Here is a 19,792-nt window from a genome sequence, read left to right on the forward strand (position 1 = left end):
CACCCCGGCTTGGGCCTGCTTCAGGATGCCAATGATCTGCTCTTCGGTGAATCGTTTCGGTTTCATGTCTAGTCTCCTTCGGGAGGTTCTAGACCGAAATCACTAACTTTGCAATGGCTCAGTTTTCGGGGGGAAGGTCAGCCGTACAGGGCCAGCCTGGCCTTTTCCAGGGCGGCAAGGAATCGCTTATGGTCGGCGACCCCCGGCTGTCCCGAACCCTTTACCGCGATGGCCTTCAGGTTCTTGGACCCCATGACGCAGCCCATACCCCCCCGACCCGCGGCCCGCCCCGCCGTATGGAGGATGCTGGAATACGGAACGAGATTCTCCCCGGCCGGCCCGATGTAGACGGTCTTGAATCGCCGGTCGCCAAGCTCATTCAGAAATGCCTTGTCAAAGGCATCGGTGCGCATACCCTTGAACTTTTTGGCCGAGCGGACTTCCACCTTGTCGTCGTCGATGACGACATAGGAGAGCTCAGGAGCCTTACCGGTAATGACGATCCCGTCATAACCCGCAAACCGGACCTCGGGACCGAAAAAGCCCCCCATGTTCGAGTAGGAAACGGTCGAGGCATGGGGGTAATCGGACTCCACCGGCGAGGTGATGGGCGATTTCGTCACCACGCAGGTTCGGGACGACGAAGGAACCGGGAGCCCCGAAAACGGGCCGGGCATGAATATCAGCGGGTTTTCGGGAGACAGCGGGTTGACTCCCGGCTTCTTCAGCCGATCCCAGAGGATCTTCATGCCGAGCCCCTGCCCGCCGACGAATTTGTCCAGGTCTGCGGGGGGAATGGCCACCTTTTCACTCTTACCGGTGGAAAGGTCTATGTTCAGAATTACTCCATGGTACCCAGGTTTCCCGCTCATTTCATCCCTCCGAACTCTGCCGTCCCGTACCACCCCTTGGCCAGTTCGGCTGCAATTTTTTCCGGTCCAAGTCCGTAGAACTTCCGGTCACGCCGGACCTCGACATAGGAGAGTGCCCCGAAGGGGCAGCGCTTGACGCATTGCGGGTCACCTCCACAGAGCGTGCACATGCGCTCCGGCTTACCCGTTACGGAATTGGGGATAATCACCCCGGTCCGCTCTGCCGCGCAGGCCTTGGCGCAGCTCCGGCAGCCGATGCACCTGTTTGAATCGTTGTGGATCGTGTGAGTCGCCTGATCCCGGTAGAGGGCGCGCCTGCCGGTCTTCCGGTCCGGCGTGACCGGGCAGGCATTCACGCACGGGGTGTCGGCGCACATGGCGCAGACGTTCGGCACATCCACATCGGGATTGAAGCTGTGCACACGGATGTTCGCAAAAAGGGGATTGCCGAGCCCCGGCAGCTCCTTCCCCTTGATTGAAGTGGGCTTGTTCCGCGCCGAACAGGCTGTTTCACACGTCCGGCACCCGGTGCATTTCACATAATCCACCAGCACCATTTTCAGGACCGGATCCCCCGCAAGGGCCCAGGCCGCGGCATTTATTCCGAATTGACCGAACAGGACAAGTCCCCCTCCTATCCCAACGCTTTTTATGAAATCCCGCCGGGAGAGGTCTGTCCCTTCCTGTGAGCTGTCAGCTTCCTTCATAATGCTCCCCCTCGTTCGTTTATTCGGCCTTGAGCGTCGCCATGTCGATGGAGAAGCGGTACTTCACGTCCGATTTCACCAGGCGCTCATACGCTTCGTTGACCTTCTGGATGGGGATGACCTCCACGTCGGCCGAGATGTTGTGCTCACCGCAGAAGTCGAGCATCTCCTGGGTTTCGGCGATGCCGCCGATGATCGAGCCGGAGAGGCTGCGGCGCCCGAACAGGAGCGCGAAGGCAGAGACTTCGAGCGGCTTCTCCGGCGCGCCGACCAGGGTTATGTTGCCGTCACGGCCCAGCATGTTGAGGTAGGCGTTGATGTCGTGATCGGCGGAGACGGCGTCGAGGATGAAGTCGAAGGTTCCCGCGTGCGCCTGCATCTCGTCGGTGTTTCTGGAAACTATGACCTCGTCGGCCCCGAGGCGGAGCGCATCCTCTTTCTTGCCGGGCGAGGTGGTAAAGACGACCACATGGGCGCCGAAGGCCTTGGCGAACTTCACCCCCATGTGCCCGAGACCGCCGAGGCCGACCACCCCGACCTTCTTCCCGGTGATGTCACCCCAGCGGCGTATGGGGGAGTAGGTCGTGATCCCGGCGCAGAGCAGCGGCGCGACTCCGGCAAGCTGGAGGTTTGCGGGAACGTGCAGGACGAAGCGCTCGTCCACCACGATGCTTTCGGAGTACCCGCCGTAGGTGACCGGAGCAGTGTTGTGTTTGTCCGGAGAGTTGAAGGTCAGGGTCTGGTTCGGGCAGAGTTGCTCCAGGCCGTCCCGGCAGTTCGGGCAGGTGTGGTCGGAATCGACGAGGCAGCCGACACCGGCGAGGTCACCGGGCTGAAACTTCGTTACGGCTGAGCCCACCTTAGTGACCCGGCCGACGATTTCGTGCCCCGGTACGATCGGGTAGACGGTCGGCATAATGCTGCTCCACTCGTCCCGTACCGAGTGGAGGTCGGAGTGGCAGATCCCGCAGTACAGGATCTCGATCTGCACGTCGCGCTCCGTCGTGTCGCGCCGCGGAATTTGGGTGGAGGCCAGCGGCGAGGTGGCGCTGGCAGCGGAATAAGCTTTTGCTTTGTACATGGAATTGTCCTCCTGTTGGTTTTATTCAACGTCATTCTTTTCCCCTCACCCGGCCTTCGGCCACCCTCTCCCACCATGGGGAGAGGGTTTTCTGCTTTTCTCCCCTCGCCCCTTGTGGGAGAGGGGCGGGGGTGAGGGGGAATGCACTCAACGGCCAGTCAACTGCTCCAGCTTCTCGGGGTAACGGTTGCCGTGCACGGTGATCAGTGCGGCGGCGTTCTCAATCTCGCGGAGATCAGCGACCGTAAGTTCAATGGCAACCGCGCCAATGTTCTCGTCCAGCCGCTCCAGCTTCGTGGTGCCGGGGATCGGCACGATCCACGGCTTCTGGGCCAGCAGCCAGGCAAGGGCGATCTGGGCAGGGGTCGCGCTTTTCTCCGCCGCGATCCTCCCGAGCAGGTCGACCATGGCCTGATTCGCCTTCAGCGCCTCCGGCGCGAAGCGCGGCAGGGTGCTGCGGAAGTCGGTGCTGTCGAAGGTGGTGCTTTCGTCCATCTTGCCGGTAAGGAAGCCTTTGCCGAGGGGGCTGTACGCGACGAGGCCGATGCCAAGTTCTTCGAGGGTCTGCAACAGCCCCTCTTCCGGCTGCCGGAACCAGAGCGAATACTCGTTCTGCACACAGGCGACCGGCTGCACGGCATGCGCGCGACGGATCGTCTCGATTCCTGCTTCCGACAATCCGAAATGCTTCACCTTCCCTTCCTGAATCAGCTCCTTCACTGCCCCCGCCACCTCCTCGATCGGCACCTCCGGGTCGACCCGGTGCTGGTAGAACAGGTCGATGACGTCGGTTCTGAGCCGCTTGAGGGATGCTTCGGCCACCTCCCTGATGTGCTCCGGCCGGCTGTTCAGGACCGGTCCGCCACCCTTCATCGCCCGGGGATCGACGCTGGTGTCGAAGCCGAACTTGGTGGCGATCACCACCCGGTCGCGCAGCGGCGCGAGCGCCTCACCGACCAGCTCCTCGTTGGTGAACGGGCCGTAGACCTCCGCCGTGTCGAAGAAGGTGATGCCCCGCTCCACGGCGGTGCGGATGAGCGAAATCATCTCCTGCCTGTCTTTAGGTGGACCATACGAAAAGCTCATTCCCATGCAGCCAAGGCCGAGAGCCGAAACTTCCAGGCCGCTTTTGCCCACTATGCGCTTCTTCATTGTCATTCTCCTTTCGTCTGCTCAACACTGCCCTATCGATGATTGTACCGTACGCCAGAAAGAGCAATGACCGGTAGACCGATCCTGTCGAATTATTGCCTGATGCAACGAATCGCTGATTATCGGTTGTAACCGGAAGGAGGGGTCAGGTACTATGCAATCAGGAGGTAACCATGCGGAACAAAGCGATTAGGGATACAACTGAGGATGGTAGACTGGAAGCAGCCATCGCCGCTTTGGGCGAGAGCATTGCCCGATGGACCGAACAGGGCGAGCAGTTCACAACCACGGTGCCGGGATTGGCACTGTTCCAGCGGACTGAGCCGAGCGAGCCGGTCACCGGCATGTACGAACCGAGTCTCTGCATGGTTGCGCAAGGGGCCAAGCGTGTGCAGCTCGGGGACGACACGTATGTGTACGATGCACACCACTACCTGATCACCTCCGTGCACCTGCCGACGGTGGTGCAGGTCTCCGAAGCCAGCCGGGAGAACCCATATCTGGGTCTCAGGTTGAAATTCGATCTGCGGGAGGTTTCCCAGTTGATGGCGGACAGCAACCTCCCCTCGCCCCGCACGCAGCAGTCGAGCCGGGGGATGGCGACCGGCGAGGTGACGCTTCCGCTCGTCACCGCCGTGCAGCGGCTGATCGACCTGCTTGATGAGGAGCAGGACATCCCAATCCTGGCGCCGATCATCCAGCGGGAAATCATTTATCGCTTGCTCGTGGGGGATCAGGGGGCGCGGCTGCGCCAGATTGCGGCGGCGGGGAGTCAGAGCCAGCAGATCGCCCGGGCCATCGAATGGCTGAAGGGGAACTTTACCCAGCCGCTGCGTATCGATGACCTTGCAGCGCAGGCCCACATGAGCAGTTCCACCTTTCATCACCACTTCCGGTCGATGACTGCTTTAAGTCCGTTGCAGTATCAGAAGCAGTTGCGTTTGCAGGAGGCGCGGCGGCTCATGCTGGCGGAACGCCTGGATGCCGCAACCGCGGCGTTTCAGGTGGGGTACGAGAGCCCGTCGCAGTTCAGCCGGGAGTACGGCCGTCTGTTCGGGGCGCCGCCGTTGCGGGACATCTCGAAGCTGCGGCAGATGTCTGCGGCGGAATAAGTGATCTGAGATAAGCAGGAAAGCCCGCTTTTGGCGGGCTTTTTTGTTTGAGGGGAGAGGTCGGGGGGAAAAGCTTATATTTCAAGACCTGACCCTCAGCTCCTCACAACCAGCGGTGAAAAGCGGGGCCTCCATAAGATACCTGAGGCGTTCGTCATAGTTCGTCTGGTGAGCAGTTCGTGAGGATTCAGATAGAACATCCTGTCACATCCGAATCGTTCCATTTTGCAACGCCACACATAGGGTAACTGGGTGATTACGGCATAATGCAGATGGGGCGGCTTGCCGACGGCATTCCCCGTTGTGCCGACAATTCCGAAATCTGTGGAACTACCCACCAGCCGGCCGGTTCAGCACCTCAATCACTTCCGTTGCCACAAAGATCCTGTTCCGCTGCTGTTTGACCGGCTGAACCAGAATGCCCATATTCTCCAATTGGGCCAGGGCGGCGCTTGCGGCAGGGAAGGAAATGCCGAGCGCTTTGCTGGCATGATGCGCCGTCAAAACCGGCGTACCGATCATCAACTCGGGAAATTTGAGCAGCGACGAGTGGGAGCGAAGCCCCAATTGGGCGAGCTGCCCCTTCCACCGGTTCAGGATTCCTTCAAGGACCAGGGCGGTCCGCATCGATTCCTGGACCGCCTCCTCGACGCCGCAGGCAAAGAATTGCACCCACGCCGACCATCCATCCCGAAGCTGGACACCCGCCAGACCGTCGTAATACTCCCGCTGGTTGTCTTTCAGGTATCCGGCCAGATAGACGGGGGGATAGCCTTCCGCGGCGAGCATGAGCGGCAGCAGGATTCTGCCGACCCTGCCGTTGCCGTCGATAAAGGGGTGAATCGTTTCGAATTGCGCATGGGCAATCGCCATCCGCATCACAAGGGACAGCACCATCTGCTCTTCTTCCCCTGGACTGTATGCCAGCAACCGTGCGAGGTCGTCCATGCACGCCGGCACGCGATCGGGAGGCGGCGGCACGAAGCGGGCCCGGTAAATGTTGCCCCCGCCGCCGATCCAGTTCTGTCTTTCCCGGAATTCGCCGGGTGTGCCGCCATGCTCCACGCCATCCATGAGGTATGCGTGAAGCTCTTTCACCAAGGCGTTGTCGAGCGCTGCGGGGCCGTTCTCCCTGACTTTCCGCAAGCCATATTCGAGGGCAACCACGTAATTGCGGGTGACCCGGACATCCGGGGGGAGTCCCTCGCCACTGCCGGTCGCCTCGTAGGTGAAGAGGTCGTTCACGCCGGCGTTGGTCCCTTCAATCTGGCTGCTCCGGACCGCTTCCCGCCGGTCCGCGGTTCGCGTGATGAGGTCGGGGTTCGGGAGCCGCGACGAAAGGCCCTTCAACAGTTCCAGGGCGTTCGATGCACGACGCAACTCGTCGCCCACTCCCTTCAGGTCGAGAAAGCGAGGCGTTGGCGGCGGAACAAGCGCAAGGGCCCCGGGGTAATCGACGCAGGGGACGAGCAGTTTCTGGCGTGCAGGGGAGAGGTCGCTCGTTTTCATGGCCAAAACCTTTACTAGCGGAAAATTTTGTTTAAGGTTACTGCTTTAATTTTAAATAAGCAAGAATGTTATTTATGTTTTTAACCAGTATATTTAATAATTTGGATGGTTGCTCAGCGTTATAAAACCGACCTGGAGCCCCTTGATCCTTACAGTTTAAGGCTCCACCGTTGTGGGACCTCACAAATTTTGCCAGATGGCCGGTGGTGAGAGGGCATAGGAGTGCAGGGGGGAGAGATAATCCGTCGCCACCATCAGACGACTGTCTTTTGCGCGAACAACTAACCGATGGGGAGAAACTAGGGGAGGTGAATGAGGTCGCACCCGCGACACTTTCCGTACCGCTGCGCCGGAAGAAATAAGTTTACAGTGAGGCAATGGGGGCACTGCCAGAAATCGAAGCTGGAGACTTCCCGGCCGGCAAGGGTGCTGAACAGCCAGCGATAGTAGGCATCCCAGTCGTACTTCGGAGGCTGCGCGGCTTTTTCAACCAATTGCTCCAACAACATGGGGAACCTCCTTGTATCGTCTGGCATTCAGTGTACACCATTACGGCAAAGAGAAAACCCCAATTCCCCCTATCAGATCCCCCTCTCTTGACGGGAGGGGGTCGGAGAATACCGGAAGGATCATTTCGCTACAAATCATGCCCCGTCCCTGACTCCGGTATATTTTAGTGCCGCGGACCGGATCACATCGAGCCGCTTTTGTTCCAGATCGTTGGCGAACACGTAGAACGCCTCGCGCATGATCTCGGAGGCACTCATCTTCTTTTTCTCCATGAGCCGCCGGACAGCTTCCAGCTGCTCGTCGGTGACCCGAACCGAAATGACCGTCGGTTTGGGATTCACGCCCACCGGTTTACCCATTGTTCCCCTCCTGAGTTTCTTCTATCCACCGATCCGTGACATGGCCACCGTGCCGTGATCCCCGTCTCCCTCCGCCAGAGCCCCTTGGCAAGTTCAATACCAAGGGAACCGCCGACGGCGGAAAACTGAACGGACCCCCGGTGACAATCTCGCGCGTGACAGGGCTCCGCGGGAGTTTGGCAAGCACGGGTGGAGAGGGATCGACGGTGAAGGAGAAGGGCACAACGATCCGTTCCAAAACATCACAACCGTTCCATAACGGAACAACCGTATGCACCATCACAGAACGGCGTTAAGGAAATCCGTATTCACAATCTGGTCTGCCCGTGCCGGTGACTGCCATTTATGTGTCGAAATTTCAGCATGTTATCAACACTCTCCCGTGACGCACCCCGATTGGTATACGACTTGCCATGGAGACAAACAGATGTTCTAGAAAATCGTATGCACAACCCGACCGACTGCTCCGGGGAGAAAATCACCAAGCGTGGCAAGACGCCACACACACCACAAGGAGGAAGTACACATGGCACTCGCAGATCAGACATTCGGATTTTTCATCCCTACCGTTACCCTCATGGGAGTCGGCTCCTCCAAGGAGACCGGCGCCCAGGTCAAGGCCCTCGGCGCGAAGAAGGCACTGCTGGTCACCGACAAGGGGATCTCGGCCATGGGTATGGCCGACCAGATCAAGCAGCAGGTGGAAGCTGCCGGCGTCGCCGTCGTCATCTTCGACGGCGCCGAGCCTAACCCCACCGACACCAATGTCCATGACGGCGTCAAGGTCTATCAGGAGAACGGCTGCGATGCCATCATCTCCCTGGGTGGCGGCAGCTCCCACGACTGCGCCAAGGGCGTAGGCCTCGTGATGGGCAACGGCGGCAACATCCGCGACTTCGAAGGGGTCAACAAGTCCACTAGGCCGATGCCCCCCTTCGTCGCCATCAACACCACCGCCGGCACCGCCTCCGAAATGACCCGCTTCTGCATCATCACCAACACCGACACCCACGTGAAGATGGCCATCGTCGACTGGCGCTGCACCCCGAACATCGCCATCAACGACCCGGTCCTGATGCTCGGCAAGCCGGCGCCGCTCACCGCCGCCACCGGCATGGACGCCCTCACCCACGCGGTGGAGGCCTACGTCTCCACCATCGCCACCCCCATCACCGACGCCTGCGCCCTTCAGGCCATCAAGCTGATCGCCGAGTACCTGAGCCCGGCCGTGGCCAATGGCGACAACCTGGAAGCCCGCGACAGGATGGCCTACGCCGAGTACCTGGCCGGCATGGCCTTCAACAACGCCAGCCTCGGCTACGTCCACTCCATGGCCCACCAGCTGGGCGGCTTCTACAACCTCCCCCACGGGGTCTGCAACGCCATCCTGCTGCCGGCGGTCTGCGAGTTCAACACCATCGCCTGCCCGAAGCGGTTCGCAGACATCGCCGTGGCCCTGGGCGAAGACATCTCCGGCCTTGCCCCCATGGACGCCGCAGCCAAGGCCATTGCCGCCATCCGCAAGCTCTCGGCAGCCATCGGCATCCCCGCCGGCCTCAGGGAGCTGAACGTCAAGGAAGAGGACCTCAAGGTCATGGCGGAAAACGCCAAGAAAGACGCCTGCCAGCTGACCAACCCGCGCAAGGCGACGCTGGACCAGGTCGTCGGCATCTTCAAGGCAGCGATGTAACGACGGGTTCCCTCCCCCGCTAGGGGGGAGGGGGCTTCTTGGACCTTTTGCAAGAGCCTCAATTGAAAGGGAGTAATCAGTTCATGGATAAGATAATTCGCGTAAACATGTCCGACCTGAGCACCAGGACCGAGGCGGTGCCCACCGCCTGGGCAGGGCTCGGCGGCCGCGGCCTGACTTCGACGATCGTTGCCGCGGAGGTCCCCCCCACCTGCCACCCCCTGGGCCCGAGCAACAAACTGGTCTTCGCCCCGGGGCTCCTGACCGGGACGCCGGCCGCCAACTCCGGCCGCCTCTCCGCCGGGGCCAAGAGCCCCCTGACCGGTACCATCAAGGAGAGCAACGCCGGCGGCACCGCGGCCCAGATGCTTGCCCGCCTTGGCATCAAGGCGCTGATCATCGAAGGGGTTCCCAAGGCCGATGCGTGGTACAACCTCCACGTCACCATGGACGGGGTCGCCATCAAGGAAGAAACCGAACTGCTAGGCAAGGGAAACTTCGCCGTCATCGAGGCCCTGGAAGCCCGCCTCGGCAAGAAGACCGGCATCCTCACCATCGGCCCGGCCGGCGAACTGAAAATGACCGCCGCCAACATCTCCGTCAAGGACCCGGACAGCAAGATCCGCAGCCACGGCCGCGGCGGCCTCGGCGCCGTCATGGGCTCCAAGAAGATCAAGTTCATCTCCATCAATGACGAGGGCGCACCCAAGGTGCCCATCGCCGATCCGGAGAAATTCAAGACCGCCGCCCGGGCATTCGCCAAGGCACTCCTCGACCACCCGGTGAGCGGCGAGGGACTTCCCACCTACGGCACCAACGTGCTGGTCAACATCCTCCACGAGGCCGGAGGTCTGCCGACCAAGAACTTCACCGTCGGCCAGTTCGACGGGCACGACAAGATCTCCGGCGAGACCATGCACGAAACCATCGTCAGCCGGGGCGGCAAACACAAGCACGGCTGCCACGCCGGTTGCATCATCCAGTGCTCCCAGGTCTACCACGACAAGGAGGGGAAATACGTCACCTCCGGCTTCGAGTACGAGACCATCTGGGGACTCGGCGCCAACTGCTGCATCGACGACCTGGACGACATCGCCGTTGCCGACAACCTCAAGGACGACATCGGCATCGACTCCATCGAGACTGCCGTCATGTTCGGCGTGGCCATGGAAGCAGGCATCCTGAAGTGGGGAGACAGCAAGGAGATGCTTCGCCTCCTCACCGAGGAGATCGGCAAGGGAACCCCCCTCGGCCGCATCCTTGGCGGCGGAGCAGGTTCCGTTGGCAAAGCCTACGGCGTCACCCGGGTACCGGTGGTGAAGAACCAGGGAATCCCGGCTTACGACCCCCGTTCGGTGAAGGGAATCGGCATCACCTACGCCACCAGCACCATGGGGGCTGACCATACCGCCGGCTACACCATCGCCACCAACATCCTCAACGTGGGCGGTTTTGTGGACCCGCTGAAAAAGGACGGCCAGGTGGAGCTTTCCCGCAACCTGCAGATCGCCACGGCGGCCGTGGATTCCACCGGCATGTGCATCTTCGTCGCCTTCCCGGCCCTGGACATCCCCGAGTGCCTGCCGGCCCTCATCGACATGATCAACGCCCGTTTCGGCATCAGCCTGACCGGCGATGACGTAACGAACCTGGGCAAGCATATTCTGAAGGTCGAGCGGCAGTTCAACATCGAGGCAGGGTTCACCAAGGAGCATGACCGCCTCCCCGAGTTTTTCAAGACCGAACCGGTGGCGCCCCACAACGCCGTCTGGGATTTCAGCGACGCGGAGATTGACGAATTCTGGAACTTCTAGCCGATGCTTCGCAAAGCGGAATACATATGAAATACGGGCGCGGGCACCATCAGTGTCCGCGCCCGCCGAGCACATCAGGCCGCCTGGCCGTCGGGGGAAATGCAATGGAGATCACCGTAAAACTGTTCGCCATGTTCCGGGTAGGGCGCTTTGCCGCGGTAACGAAAAGGTACGACCCGGGGGCCACCCCCGCAAACATCGCCAGTGAGTTGAAAATCCCGGAAAAGGAAGTCGGGATTGTGCTGGTCAACAGCCGGCACGCCACGCTGGATCACCGGCTGTTGGACGGTGACACCCTGTCCCTGTTCCCGCTCGTGGGCGGAGGATAGCGTTATGGAATTGCGCATGTTCCTGCAGAGGCACGCCCTGGGAGACGTCATTCCCTGGGCGGTTCAGACTGACGCGGCAGAGCGGTACGACCTCACCATCGGGGAGGCGGAGGAAACCATCCTCCAACTGGGGCTGATGCCCGCCCGCTACCAGCGCAATCGCCAGACCATCACCGTCGGCATGCAGCTGCGTCTCTTCCGGAGCAGAGTCGTGGTCATCGGGAGCGGCGGTCTCGGGGGGTATATCATAGAGGAACTGGCCCGGCTGGGTGTTGGACATCTGGTGGTCGTTGACCCCGACATCTTCGAGGAGCACAACCTGAACCGCCAGATACTCTCCTCCCCCGCCCACCTGGGGGCACCGAAGGTGGCGGTGGCGGCAGCACGGGTCAGAGAGATCAATCCGGCCGTGACCATCACGCCAATCCAGGACGCATTTTCAGCGACCAACGGCCGGAAGATGCTTGAAGGGGCCGATGCCGTGGTGGACGGGCTGGACAGCATAACCACCCGGCTGGAACTGGTGGAACTATGCCGGGAGATGGCAATCCCTGTGGTGCATGGCGCCATTGGCGGCTGGTACGGACAGGTGGCCACCCAACTCCCCGGCGAAGACATCTCGCCCTACATCTTCGGCCGATGGGCAGAGCCGAAAGGGGTTGAAACGCGGCTCGGCAACCCTTCCTTCACCCCTGCCGTAGTGGCCAGCCTCCAGGTGGCCGAGACCTGCAAGGTCCTCCTCGGCGAGGGAGAATCCCTGCGTCAGCGGATGCTCTTCGTGAACCTCCTCGACATGGAGTTCGAGGAAGTGCGGATCGAGCCCCCCCTGGCGGCGGTCGGAGAGTAGCGGAGACCCGCTCCGCCATAAGGAAAAAGTTGACAGGTCGGCCTGTTGCATGCGAGATTACTGAAAATTCGACACCCTCTCCGAGCCGCAGCGCCTACCAGGTCCAGACCTCACGGCGCCCGGCCAACGGGTTCCGCTGGAAACGGCGGCGCCTCCCTTTTGAAAAGGAGATCCCCGGTTGCCATGCGTCCCAGGGCCTCTTTCCATTCAGGAAGGGGGCCTTTTTCGTTGTATCCGCCGACAGGACGAGGAGCCATTTCATGGTCGTCATCACCGATACCCCCATCGACCCGTCAACGACATACGGGCTCATCTCGAACAAGACCGCCGGTTCGGTTGTCCTGCACTACGCCGTGGTGAAGAAGGACGGCGGATCAGGCGCACCGACGGACTCCATCGAATACCGGTTCGAGGAAGGTGCCGAGGAAGAGCTTGACGCCATCGTCGCCGAGCTCCTTCTGAAGTGGAAGCTGGAGGATGTACTCCTGGTCCGAAGGGAGGGGTGCCTGCACGTCGGCGATATCATCTCGCTGGTGGCCGCCAGCTCCCCCAACAGCGAGGACGCCTTTGCCGCCTGCCGCCACGGCATTGCCCGCTTGAAGAAAATGACCACCGTCTGCAAACGGGAACGCCTCGCGGAATAGGAACTGGCACTAACAATTTGAAATCGGTCATCATGGGGCATGCCCCGTTGCAATTCAATCTGAAGGAGGCAATCATGGACGGAAGGACCATTGCAGCAGCACTTCTTTTCACCGGCGCGATGGCGGCTCAGGGAGTGGAAGCCAAGACCCTTGAGGATGTTTTGAAGGAAAAGGGGGTGATCACCGAGGAGGACTACAAGGAGGTGACGAAGAGCAAGCCGGTGAACTTCAAGGTCGGCAACGGTATCAGCCTGACCTCGCCGGATGAGAAATTTCAACTTAACATCGGTGGTCAGATCCAGACCCGGTATAGTTATCTGGACAAGGATAACGACAACGATAGCAGCTCAGGCAGCGCACAGAACACCAGCAGGTTCGAGATAAAAAGGGCCAAGCTTCTGCTGGGGGGCTATGCCTTTACCAAGGACGTGACCTACAAGCTGGACATGAACTTCATCAATATCAGCAGCGGCACGACAAAAAATGGGGGGCTGCTCGAGTCGGTCTGGCTCAATTATCGCCTTATGGACGAGGTGCAGTTCCGGTTCGGGCAGAACAAGGTCCAGTTCGGCCGGCAGTGGATCACGTCCACCGCCAACAACCAGTTCGTGGACAGTTCCCCGGTAACGACGGCGTTTGCGCCCGGATACGACACGGGAATCGAAATACACGGCAAGGTCGCCAAAGGTCTCTTCGCCTATAGCCTCGGAGGATATGGCGGTGTGGGCCAGAATACTTTCCGGTCGACCAGCGACAACGCCTTCAACGTACGTCTTGCGCTCAACCCTCTTGGAGAGATGGCGTATTCCGAGGCCGATCTGGAGAACAGCGAAAAACCGCTTCTTTCCATCGGCGCCAACTATTATTTCAATACCCTCAGCGGCACCACAGGTAGCGGCACGAGTGGCCTGGAATCCAACAACGTAAACTTCGCCAAAACCATAAGCAGCTCCGACCCGCTTTCCGCGCCGGGCTGGTTCGGAATGGGCAACTCCTCAGGGGTCATAACGACAGCAGCACAACGAATCAATAATGTGAAAGAATCTGTTGACTTCCATACCGCGGGCTTCGATGCAGCCTTCAAGTGGCATGGCCTGTCGCTCCAGGGTGAATACATGTTCGGTCAGGCCGACGGGTCGAAGAGCAATAACACCGTTCGCGCCCATGGCTATTATGCCCAGGCCGGTTACTTCGTGATCCCGAAACACCTGGAACTTGCGGCCCGCTACTCCTATATCGATCCGAACCGGGACGTGAGCAACGACCTCTGGGTTGAGACTACCGGGGCAGTGTCCTGGTATTTCATTGGTCACAACCTGAAGGTGCAGGCCGACTTCAGCAACATTCACCGTCAGGGCCGGATCTCCTCCAACGATCCTCCTGCCACCGCCAGTACGGTTGACGACAAATTGGTGCGGCTGCAGGCCCAGCTTTTCTTCTAAAGGTTTCGCCGGCTCAAAGGCATCAGTACGGATGCCTTTGAGACCTGCTGGCACGGGATCAGCCGGCTGAAAAAACGGCGACTACAAAAAGAGGTAAATATTCAAATAGCCTCGGTTTATGGTATAGTTACTAACTTCTCACAGGAGGTTTACGATGAACATTCTCACCAGGCTTTTGTTTACTGTCACCACTCTCGTCATGCTTTGCAGCGCGTCATACGCCGAGGAGCGCCTCAAGATGTCCACCACCACCTCCACCCAGGACTCGGGGCTCCTGAAGGTGCTCCTCCCTCCCTTCGAGAAGAAGAACAACTGCAAGGTCGACGTGATCGCCGTCGGCACCGGCCAGGCACTGAAGCTGGGCGAGGCCGGCGACGTGGACGTGGTCTTCGTCCACGCCCGCAAACTGGAGGACAAGTTCGTGGCCGACGGCTTCGGCGTGAACCGCAAAGACGTCATGTACAACGATTTCGTCATCATCGGCCCGAAAAACGACCCGGCCGGCGTAGCCCGCGCGAAAAGCGCCGCCGAGGCCCTGAAGCTGATCGCCGCAAAGCAGGCCACCTTCGTCTCCCGCGGCGACAAGTCCGGCACCCACACCAAGGAACTGGAACTCTGGAAGAGCGCCGGCGTAGAGCCCAAGGGGAACTGGTACGTGGAGGCGGGCCAGGGGATGGGACCGGTCATCACCATGGCCACCGAGCGTCAGGGATACACCCTGGCTGACCGCGGGACCTACAACGCATTCAAGGGGCAGAAGACCGATCTCACCATCGTCTTCCAGGGGGAGAAGGGGCTTTTTAACCCCTACGGGATCATCGTCGTGAACCCGAAGAAATTCCCCCATGTGAAGTTTGATCTGGCCATGAAGCTGGTCGACTTCGTCACCGGCGCCGAGGGGCAGAAGATCATCGCCGACTACAAGGCCCACGGCGAGCCGGTCTTCTTCATCTACAAGAAATAGGGAGAGTGGGTGGAATTCCTCGCCGAAACCTTCCGCACAGCCCTTGCGCTGATCCTCTCCCTTGACGGCGAGGTGGTCACGGCGGTGGTAACGTCCATCAGTGTCGCCCTCTGGTCGATCCTCTTCGCCACCCTGGCCGGCGTCCCGGCCGGGGTGGCCGTGGGGATCACCGAGTTTCCCGGCAAGCGCCTGGTCATCACCATTCTCAACACCCTCATGGCCCTGCCGACCGTGGTGGTAGGCCTGGCGGTCTACGGCATCATCAGCCGCCAGGGACCGATGGGGGAGTTGGGCCTCCTCTTCACCCCCAAGGCGATGATCATCGGCCAGACCATCCTGGCCATCCCCATCGTGGCCAATTTCACCCTCAGCACGGTCAAAGGGGCCGACCCCCGGATCATTCCGACGGCCCTCACCCTCGGGGCCGGGCCTTTTCAGAGCATTCTCCAGCTGACCAGGGAGCTTCGCTTCGGTATCATGGCCGCGGTCATTGCCGGGTTTGGTCGGGTCATTGCCGAAGTCGGGGTTGCCATGATGCTCGGCGGCAACATCCGGGGCTACACCCGCACCATGACCACCGCCATCGCCATGGAGACCGGCAAAGGAGAGTTCGCCCTGGGATTGGCCCTGGGGATCATCCTGATGGCGGTGGCGCTTCTGGTGAATCTCTTTCTGAACATCCTCCAGCAGAGGTAATGCTCCGTGAACGCCCTCTACCTACTCATCGGCATCCGCCAATCCCACGGGGAACGCACAGTCCTCGCCATCGATGACCTTGCGCTCTTCCCGGGAAAACTCTACACTCTCACTGGGGCCAACGGCTCGGGGAAGACAACTCTGCTGACCCTCCTTGCCCTGCTCGCCCCCCCTACCGCCGGCGAGCTCAGGTACGAGGGGGAGCCGGTCCAATGGACCAACGCCGCGCTGCTCCCCCTGCGCCGGCAGGTGACGCTGCTCCACCAGTCCCCCTACCTTTTCGATGGCAGCGTCTTCGCCAACGTCGCCTTCGGGCTGAAGCTGCGCGGGATACGAGGGGATGAAAAACAGCGGCGGGTAGAGCAGGCCCTCGAGCTCGTGGGACTGCCCGGCTTCGGACAGCGCCGCGCCCGGGAGCTTTCCGGCGGCGAGGCACAGCGGGTCGCCATGGCCCGCGCCCTGGCACTGGAACCGAAGGTGCTCCTGCTCGACGAGCCCCTGGCCAACGTGGACCGTGGGACCAGCGAGCTCCTCGAAGGGGTTATCGCCGCCCTTCCCGAACGGGGGACCACCGTCATCATGACCACCCACGACCCGGAGCATCCCGGTCGGCTCGGCGGCGAGCAGATCCACCTGATCGCCGGGGAACTGGCCTGCCCAGGATTTGTCCCAGAGATCAACGCCTCAACAGGCTTTCAGACAGAAGGAGTGAGTAACCGTGCCTACCTTTGAAGAAGCCCGCAGAATCATCCTCGACCGCGTCGCCCCCTTGGGCGTGGAGCGGGTCAGCATCCTCGACGCCCTTGGACGGGTCATCGCCGACGACGTCACCGCCCCCTGGGACATGCCGCTCTGTGACAACTCCGCCATGGACGGCTTTGCCGTGCGGGCCGCCGACTGCGTCTCCCTCCCCGCGACCCTGAAGGTGACCGGCTACATCCCGGCCGGTGGCGAGGTGACTGGCCCCGTGATACGCGGCTGCGCCATCCGGATCATGACCGGCGCCCCGGTCCCCCCCGGCTGCGACGCGGTGGTTCCCATCGAGGAAACGGACGACAACGGCGACTCCGTCACCCTGAAGGAGCCGGTGAAGCCCCGCCAGCACATCCGGTTCCGTGGCGAGGACGTGGCCACCGGCGCGCTCATCATCCCGGCCGGCACCCTCATCAGGCCGCCGGAAATCAGCATGCTCGCCTCCTTCGGCAAGGCCATCGTCCCGGTCTACCGCAAGGCCCGGGTCGCCATCCTCTCCACAGGCGACGAGCTGATCGAACTGGGGGAGCCGCCAGTGCCGGGGAAGATCGTCAATTCCAACACCCTGTCGCTGGCCGCAGCCGTCCGGGAGTGCGGCGCAGAACCAGTCATTCTTGGCATCGCCCGTGACGACCGGGATAGCCACCGGGAGAAGATGATCGAAGGACTCAAGGCCGACGCCTTCATCACCTCCGCCGGCGTCTCGGCAGGCGACCGGGACCTGGTTCGGGATGTCCTGGCCGAACTGGGGGTGGAGCAGGTCTTCTGGAGAGTGGACATCAAGCCCGGCGGCCCCACCGCCTTCGCCATGTTCGGGGAGAAACCGGTCTTCTCCCTCCCGGGCAACCCGGTTTCCACCATGATCACCTTCGAGGAGTTTGCCCGGCCGGCCATCCTGAAGATGATGGGGCACCGAAGAGTGCTGAAGCCATTTGTGAAGGCGTTTCTGAAAGAAGATGCTAAGAAGAAGCCGGGCAAGGTCAACTTTCTCCGGGTGCGGATAGAGGTGGAAAACGGCCGCTACACCGCCTCCACCTCCGGCGACCAGAACACCGGCATCCTCAGGACCATGATCCGGGCCAACGGCCTCGCCGTACTCCCCCGGGATGCCACCTTCGTTGCGGCCGGCACGGAGGTGGATGTGCATCTGGTGGGGAGTGACGTGGAGATGCTGGAAGGATAGGAAAGGAGCTCGAATGTCATTCAACCACTTCGACGACAAAGGCCAGGCCATTATGGTGGACGTGAGCGGAAAGCAGCCGACCCTGCGTACCGCCACCGCCGCGGCCACGGTTGCCATGAAACCGGGAACCCTCGCCGCCGTCCTGGAAGGGCGGACCGCCAAGGGGGATGTCCTCGGCGTGGCACGGCTCGCCGGCATCGCCGCAGCCAAGAAAACCCCCGACCTTATCCCCCTCTCCCACCCGCTGGCCATCCACCATGCGGCCATCGAATTCGAGACCGACGCGGCAACGGGCGTCGTCACCGTGAACGCCACGGTGCGAGCCTTCGAGCGGACCGGCGTGGAGATGGAGGCCATGACCTCGGCCGCCGTGGCTGCCCTCACCATCTACGACATGTGCAAGGGGGCCGACAAGGGAATCAGCATCGGCGAGATCCGCCTTCTCTTCAAGGAAGGTGGCAAGAGCGGCACCTGGCAACGGGAGGAAAAACGATGATCGCCGCAATTTTAACCCTCAGCGACAAGGGCTCCCGGGGCGAGCGGGCTGACGCCAGCGGCCCTGCCCTCACTGCATGGCTGGCGGAGCGGGGAGTGGAGACGGCACGCACGGAGATCATTCCCGACGAGGCCTCCCTCATCGAAGAACGCCTCCGCGACTGGGCCGACGAAGGCGCCTTCGACCTCATCCTCACCACCGGCGGCACCGGCGTCTCCCCCCGGGACGTAACCCCCGACGCGACTATGAAGATTCTCGACCGGGTCATCCCCGGCTTCGGCGAGGTGATGAGGATGCGAAGCCTTGCCAAGACCCCAAATGCCATGATCTCCCGCGCCGTGGCCGGCATCCGGGGCAACACCCTCATTATCAACCTTCCCGGCAGCCCCAAAGGGGCCGTCGAAAATCTGGAGGCAGTCTGGCCGGCCGTCCCCCATGCCGTGGAAAAGATTCAGGGGGATCCGCGGGAGTGCGCCCAGAACTAGGCTTTTTCTTTTCCTGTTTCCCCTTCAGACACCCCGTTCTGCCGACTTTTCTATTGACCCTCCCCTTCCCTTACGCTATAAAATATAATATTGTTCTAATATTTACCAAGGGAGGTTACCATGCACCTGGTTGAACAGATCAAGGCCAAAGCCAGAAAGAGTTTACAGACGATCGTCCTGCCCGAAAGTTACGACGACAGGATGTATGCTGCCGCCCAGCAGATCGTGGAACAGGGCTTGGCTAAGGTTGTGATGCTCGGCAATCCCGATGAACTGCGCAAGAAAGCTGCCGAACTTGCCGCCGACATATCGAAGGTCGAGATCATCGATCCCGCCACATCGCCGAAACTGGATGCCTATGTGGAGGCCCTGGTTGAGTTGCGTAAGAGCAAGGGGATTACTGCCGAAGAAGCGAAAAATCTCCTGACCGCCAAGGATTACCTCTACTACGCGGGGATGATGGTACGGATGGGTGACGCCGGCGGCGAAGTGGCTGGGGCTACCGGTACCACCGGCAACGTGCTCAAGGCCGCGTTCCAGACGGTTGGGCCTGCTGCCGGCATCAAGACGGTCTCCTCATTCTTCCTGATGGTCACCAAAACGCCGAACTTTGGCGAAAACGGCATCATCCTCTTTGCAGACTGCGCCGTCAATCCCAACCCGGATTCCCAGGCCCTGGCCGAAATAGCAGTGGCAACCGCCAGAAACTGCAAGGCATTCCTCGATGTCGACGCCCGGGTCGCCATGCTCTCCTTCTCCACCAAGGGAAGCGCCTCCCACGCCGACGTGGACAAGGTGACGAAAGCAATCGAGATCGCAAAGTCGATTGATCCGTCCCTCCAGATCGACGGTGAGCTCCAGGCCGATGCCGCACTCCTGCCGAAAGTCGGTGAGAAAAAGGCGCCGGGAAGCCCGGTTGCCGGCAAGGCCAACGTGCTCATTTTCCCCGACCTGGACGCAGGGAACATTGCCTACAAGCTTGTGGAGCGGGTAGCAGGCGCAGAGGCGGTCGGACCGATCATTCAGGGGCTTGCCAAGCCGGTTAACGATCTTTCCCGTGGCTGCTCCGTGGACGACATCGTCAACGTCGCTGCCATCACGGCGGTTCAGGCGCAGGGATAGGAACTGCCTGGGCAGGCCCACAGCC

The 19,792-nt window shown here is 61.2% G+C and carries 21 protein-coding genes and 1 riboswitch; of the genes, 14 read left to right on the plus strand and 7 right to left on the minus strand.

Annotation, left to right across the window (positions count from 1 at the left end; all coding sequences use genetic code 11):
* Positions 1-137: 137 nt before the first annotated feature.
* From RCH91_RS04135 to RCH91_RS04150, 4 genes are all read right to left on the minus strand, one after another.
* On the minus strand, positions 138-872 hold the full coding sequence (locus tag RCH91_RS04135) for an aldehyde ferredoxin oxidoreductase N-terminal domain-containing protein (protein WP_306533288.1): 735 nt from the start codon (positions 870-872) through the stop codon (positions 138-140).
* Positions 869-1,579 carry a 4Fe-4S dicluster domain-containing protein gene (locus tag RCH91_RS04140; RefSeq protein WP_306533289.1) on the minus strand — a complete coding sequence of 237 codons (711 nt, stop codon included), beginning with the start codon at positions 1,577-1,579 and terminating at the stop codon, positions 869-871. Before RCH91_RS04140 ends, RCH91_RS04135 begins: the two co-directional genes overlap by 4 nt.
* Positions 1,580-1,598: 19 nt before the next feature.
* A complete protein-coding gene (locus RCH91_RS04145) occupies positions 1,599-2,660 on the minus strand; it encodes an NAD(P)-dependent alcohol dehydrogenase (RefSeq protein WP_306533290.1) in 1,062 nt (353 codons plus the stop codon).
* A 147-nt stretch (positions 2,661-2,807) separates the two neighbouring features.
* Entirely contained in the window at positions 2,808-3,812 is a 1,005-nt protein-coding gene (locus RCH91_RS04150; protein WP_306533291.1) for an aldo/keto reductase, read from the minus strand.
* A 173-nt stretch (positions 3,813-3,985) separates the two neighbouring features.
* Between RCH91_RS04150 and RCH91_RS04155 the strand changes: the two genes are divergently transcribed.
* On the plus strand, positions 3,986-4,924 hold the full coding sequence (locus tag RCH91_RS04155; RefSeq protein WP_306533292.1) for an AraC family transcriptional regulator: 939 nt from the start codon (positions 3,986-3,988) through the stop codon (positions 4,922-4,924).
* A gap of 330 nt (positions 4,925-5,254) precedes the next feature.
* Here the strand turns inward: RCH91_RS04155 and RCH91_RS04160 are convergent, their stop codons facing one another.
* From RCH91_RS04160 to RCH91_RS04170, 3 genes are all read right to left on the minus strand, one after another.
* The gene (locus RCH91_RS04160) at positions 5,255-6,433 is read right to left on the minus strand and encodes a Fic family protein (RefSeq protein ID WP_306533293.1); all 1,179 of its coding nucleotides are present in this window, start codon (positions 6,431-6,433) and stop codon (positions 5,255-5,257) included.
* Positions 6,434-6,732: 299 nt separating this feature from the next.
* On the minus strand, positions 6,733-6,942 hold the full coding sequence (locus RCH91_RS04165) for a hypothetical protein (RefSeq protein WP_306533294.1): 210 nt from the start codon (positions 6,940-6,942) through the stop codon (positions 6,733-6,735).
* Positions 6,943-7,077: 135 nt separating this feature from the next.
* Complete coding sequence (locus tag RCH91_RS04170; protein ID WP_306533295.1) at positions 7,078-7,302, minus strand: ribbon-helix-helix protein, CopG family; 225 nt, start codon at positions 7,300-7,302, stop codon at positions 7,078-7,080.
* A gap of 526 nt (positions 7,303-7,828) precedes the next feature.
* Between RCH91_RS04170 and RCH91_RS04175 the strand changes: the two genes are divergently transcribed.
* The 13 genes from RCH91_RS04175 (at position 7,829) to pta (ending at position 19,767) form a co-directional block, all read left to right on the plus strand.
* Entirely contained in the window at positions 7,829-8,992 is a 1,164-nt protein-coding gene (locus tag RCH91_RS04175; RefSeq protein WP_306533296.1) for an iron-containing alcohol dehydrogenase, read from the plus strand.
* An 83-nt stretch (positions 8,993-9,075) separates the two neighbouring features.
* The gene (locus tag RCH91_RS04180) at positions 9,076-10,806 is read left to right on the plus strand and encodes an aldehyde ferredoxin oxidoreductase family protein (RefSeq protein WP_306533297.1); all 1,731 of its coding nucleotides are present in this window, start codon (positions 9,076-9,078) and stop codon (positions 10,804-10,806) included.
* Between the two features lie 104 nt (positions 10,807-10,910).
* Positions 10,911-11,135: a MoaD/ThiS family protein gene (locus tag RCH91_RS04185; protein ID WP_306533298.1), complete on the plus strand. Its 225-nt coding sequence runs from the start codon at positions 10,911-10,913 to the stop codon at positions 11,133-11,135.
* Between the two features lie 4 nt (positions 11,136-11,139).
* A complete protein-coding gene (locus tag RCH91_RS04190; RefSeq protein ID WP_306533299.1) occupies positions 11,140-11,982 on the plus strand; it encodes a HesA/MoeB/ThiF family protein in 843 nt (280 codons plus the stop codon).
* 66 nt (positions 11,983-12,048) lie between these two features.
* Positions 12,049-12,167, plus strand: a riboswitch (molybdenum cofactor riboswitch).
* A 75-nt stretch (positions 12,168-12,242) separates the two neighbouring features.
* Positions 12,243-12,626 carry a molybdenum cofactor biosynthesis protein MoaE gene (locus RCH91_RS04195; RefSeq protein WP_306533300.1) on the plus strand — a complete coding sequence of 128 codons (384 nt, stop codon included), beginning with the start codon at positions 12,243-12,245 and terminating at the stop codon, positions 12,624-12,626.
* 74 nt (positions 12,627-12,700) lie between these two features.
* Positions 12,701-14,068 carry a porin gene (locus tag RCH91_RS04200; protein ID WP_306533301.1) on the plus strand — a complete coding sequence of 456 codons (1,368 nt, stop codon included), beginning with the start codon at positions 12,701-12,703 and terminating at the stop codon, positions 14,066-14,068.
* Between the two features lie 154 nt (positions 14,069-14,222).
* Complete coding sequence (locus tag RCH91_RS04205; RefSeq protein WP_306533302.1) at positions 14,223-15,032, plus strand: substrate-binding domain-containing protein; 810 nt, start codon at positions 14,223-14,225, stop codon at positions 15,030-15,032.
* A gap of 9 nt (positions 15,033-15,041) precedes the next feature.
* Complete coding sequence (locus RCH91_RS04210) at positions 15,042-15,728, plus strand: ABC transporter permease (protein WP_306533303.1); 687 nt, start codon at positions 15,042-15,044, stop codon at positions 15,726-15,728.
* A 6-nt stretch (positions 15,729-15,734) separates the two neighbouring features.
* Entirely contained in the window at positions 15,735-16,460 is a 726-nt protein-coding gene (locus RCH91_RS04215) for an ATP-binding cassette domain-containing protein (protein ID WP_306533304.1), read from the plus strand.
* Positions 16,447-17,664 carry a gephyrin-like molybdotransferase Glp gene (glp, locus tag RCH91_RS04220; RefSeq protein ID WP_306533305.1) on the plus strand — a complete coding sequence of 406 codons (1,218 nt, stop codon included), beginning with the start codon at positions 16,447-16,449 and terminating at the stop codon, positions 17,662-17,664. The genes RCH91_RS04215 and glp overlap by 14 nt, the downstream gene beginning before the upstream one ends.
* 13 nt (positions 17,665-17,677) lie before the next feature.
* Positions 17,678-18,160 (plus strand): cyclic pyranopterin monophosphate synthase MoaC, encoded by a 483-nt coding sequence (moaC, locus tag RCH91_RS04225; protein WP_306533306.1) that lies wholly within the window; start codon positions 17,678-17,680, stop codon positions 18,158-18,160.
* Entirely contained in the window at positions 18,157-18,645 is a 489-nt protein-coding gene (locus tag RCH91_RS04230) for a molybdenum cofactor biosynthesis protein B (RefSeq protein WP_306533307.1), read from the plus strand. Before moaC ends, RCH91_RS04230 begins: the two co-directional genes overlap by 4 nt.
* Before the next feature lie 120 nt (positions 18,646-18,765).
* Positions 18,766-19,767, plus strand: a complete 1,002-nt coding sequence (pta, locus tag RCH91_RS04235; RefSeq protein ID WP_306533308.1) for a phosphate acetyltransferase — start codon at positions 18,766-18,768, stop codon at positions 19,765-19,767.
* Positions 19,768-19,792 lie beyond the last annotated feature (25 nt).

The sequence above is a fragment of the Geobacter sp. genome (assembly GCF_030834625.1).
In the GTDB taxonomy this organism is placed as follows: Bacteria; Desulfobacterota; Desulfuromonadia; order Geobacterales; family Geobacteraceae; genus Geobacter.

Bases quoted from the DNA above. Each gene is read 5' to 3' on its own strand.
- RCH91_RS04135 (WP_306533288.1), bottom strand. From the start codon at position 872: ATGAGCGGGAAACCTGGGTACCATGGAGTAATTCTGAACATAGACCTT.
- RCH91_RS04140 (WP_306533289.1), bottom strand. From the start codon at position 1,579: ATGAAGGAAGCTGACAGCTCACAGGAAGGGACAGACCTCTCCCGGCGG.
- RCH91_RS04145 (WP_306533290.1), bottom strand. From the start codon at position 2,660: ATGTACAAAGCAAAAGCTTATTCCGCTGCCAGCGCCACCTCGCCGCTG.
- RCH91_RS04150 (WP_306533291.1), bottom strand. From the start codon at position 3,812: ATGAAGAAGCGCATAGTGGGCAAAAGCGGCCTGGAAGTTTCGGCTCTC.
- RCH91_RS04155 (WP_306533292.1), top strand. From the start codon at position 3,986: ATGCGGAACAAAGCGATTAGGGATACAACTGAGGATGGTAGACTGGAA.
- RCH91_RS04160 (WP_306533293.1), bottom strand. From the start codon at position 6,433: ATGAAAACGAGCGACCTCTCCCCTGCACGCCAGAAACTGCTCGTCCCC.
- RCH91_RS04165 (WP_306533294.1), bottom strand. From the start codon at position 6,942: ATGTTGTTGGAGCAATTGGTTGAAAAAGCCGCGCAGCCTCCGAAGTAC.
- RCH91_RS04170 (WP_306533295.1), bottom strand. From the start codon at position 7,302: ATGGGTAAACCGGTGGGCGTGAATCCCAAACCGACGGTCATTTCGGTT.
- RCH91_RS04175 (WP_306533296.1), top strand. From the start codon at position 7,829: ATGGCACTCGCAGATCAGACATTCGGATTTTTCATCCCTACCGTTACC.
- RCH91_RS04180 (WP_306533297.1), top strand. From the start codon at position 9,076: ATGGATAAGATAATTCGCGTAAACATGTCCGACCTGAGCACCAGGACC.
- RCH91_RS04185 (WP_306533298.1), top strand. From the start codon at position 10,911: ATGGAGATCACCGTAAAACTGTTCGCCATGTTCCGGGTAGGGCGCTTT.
- RCH91_RS04190 (WP_306533299.1), top strand. From the start codon at position 11,140: ATGGAATTGCGCATGTTCCTGCAGAGGCACGCCCTGGGAGACGTCATT.
- RCH91_RS04195 (WP_306533300.1), top strand. From the start codon at position 12,243: ATGGTCGTCATCACCGATACCCCCATCGACCCGTCAACGACATACGGG.
- RCH91_RS04200 (WP_306533301.1), top strand. From the start codon at position 12,701: ATGGACGGAAGGACCATTGCAGCAGCACTTCTTTTCACCGGCGCGATG.
- RCH91_RS04205 (WP_306533302.1), top strand. From the start codon at position 14,223: ATGAACATTCTCACCAGGCTTTTGTTTACTGTCACCACTCTCGTCATG.
- moaC (WP_306533306.1), top strand. From the start codon at position 17,678: ATGTCATTCAACCACTTCGACGACAAAGGCCAGGCCATTATGGTGGAC.
- RCH91_RS04230 (WP_306533307.1), top strand. From the start codon at position 18,157: ATGATCGCCGCAATTTTAACCCTCAGCGACAAGGGCTCCCGGGGCGAG.
- pta (WP_306533308.1), top strand. From the start codon at position 18,766: ATGCACCTGGTTGAACAGATCAAGGCCAAAGCCAGAAAGAGTTTACAG.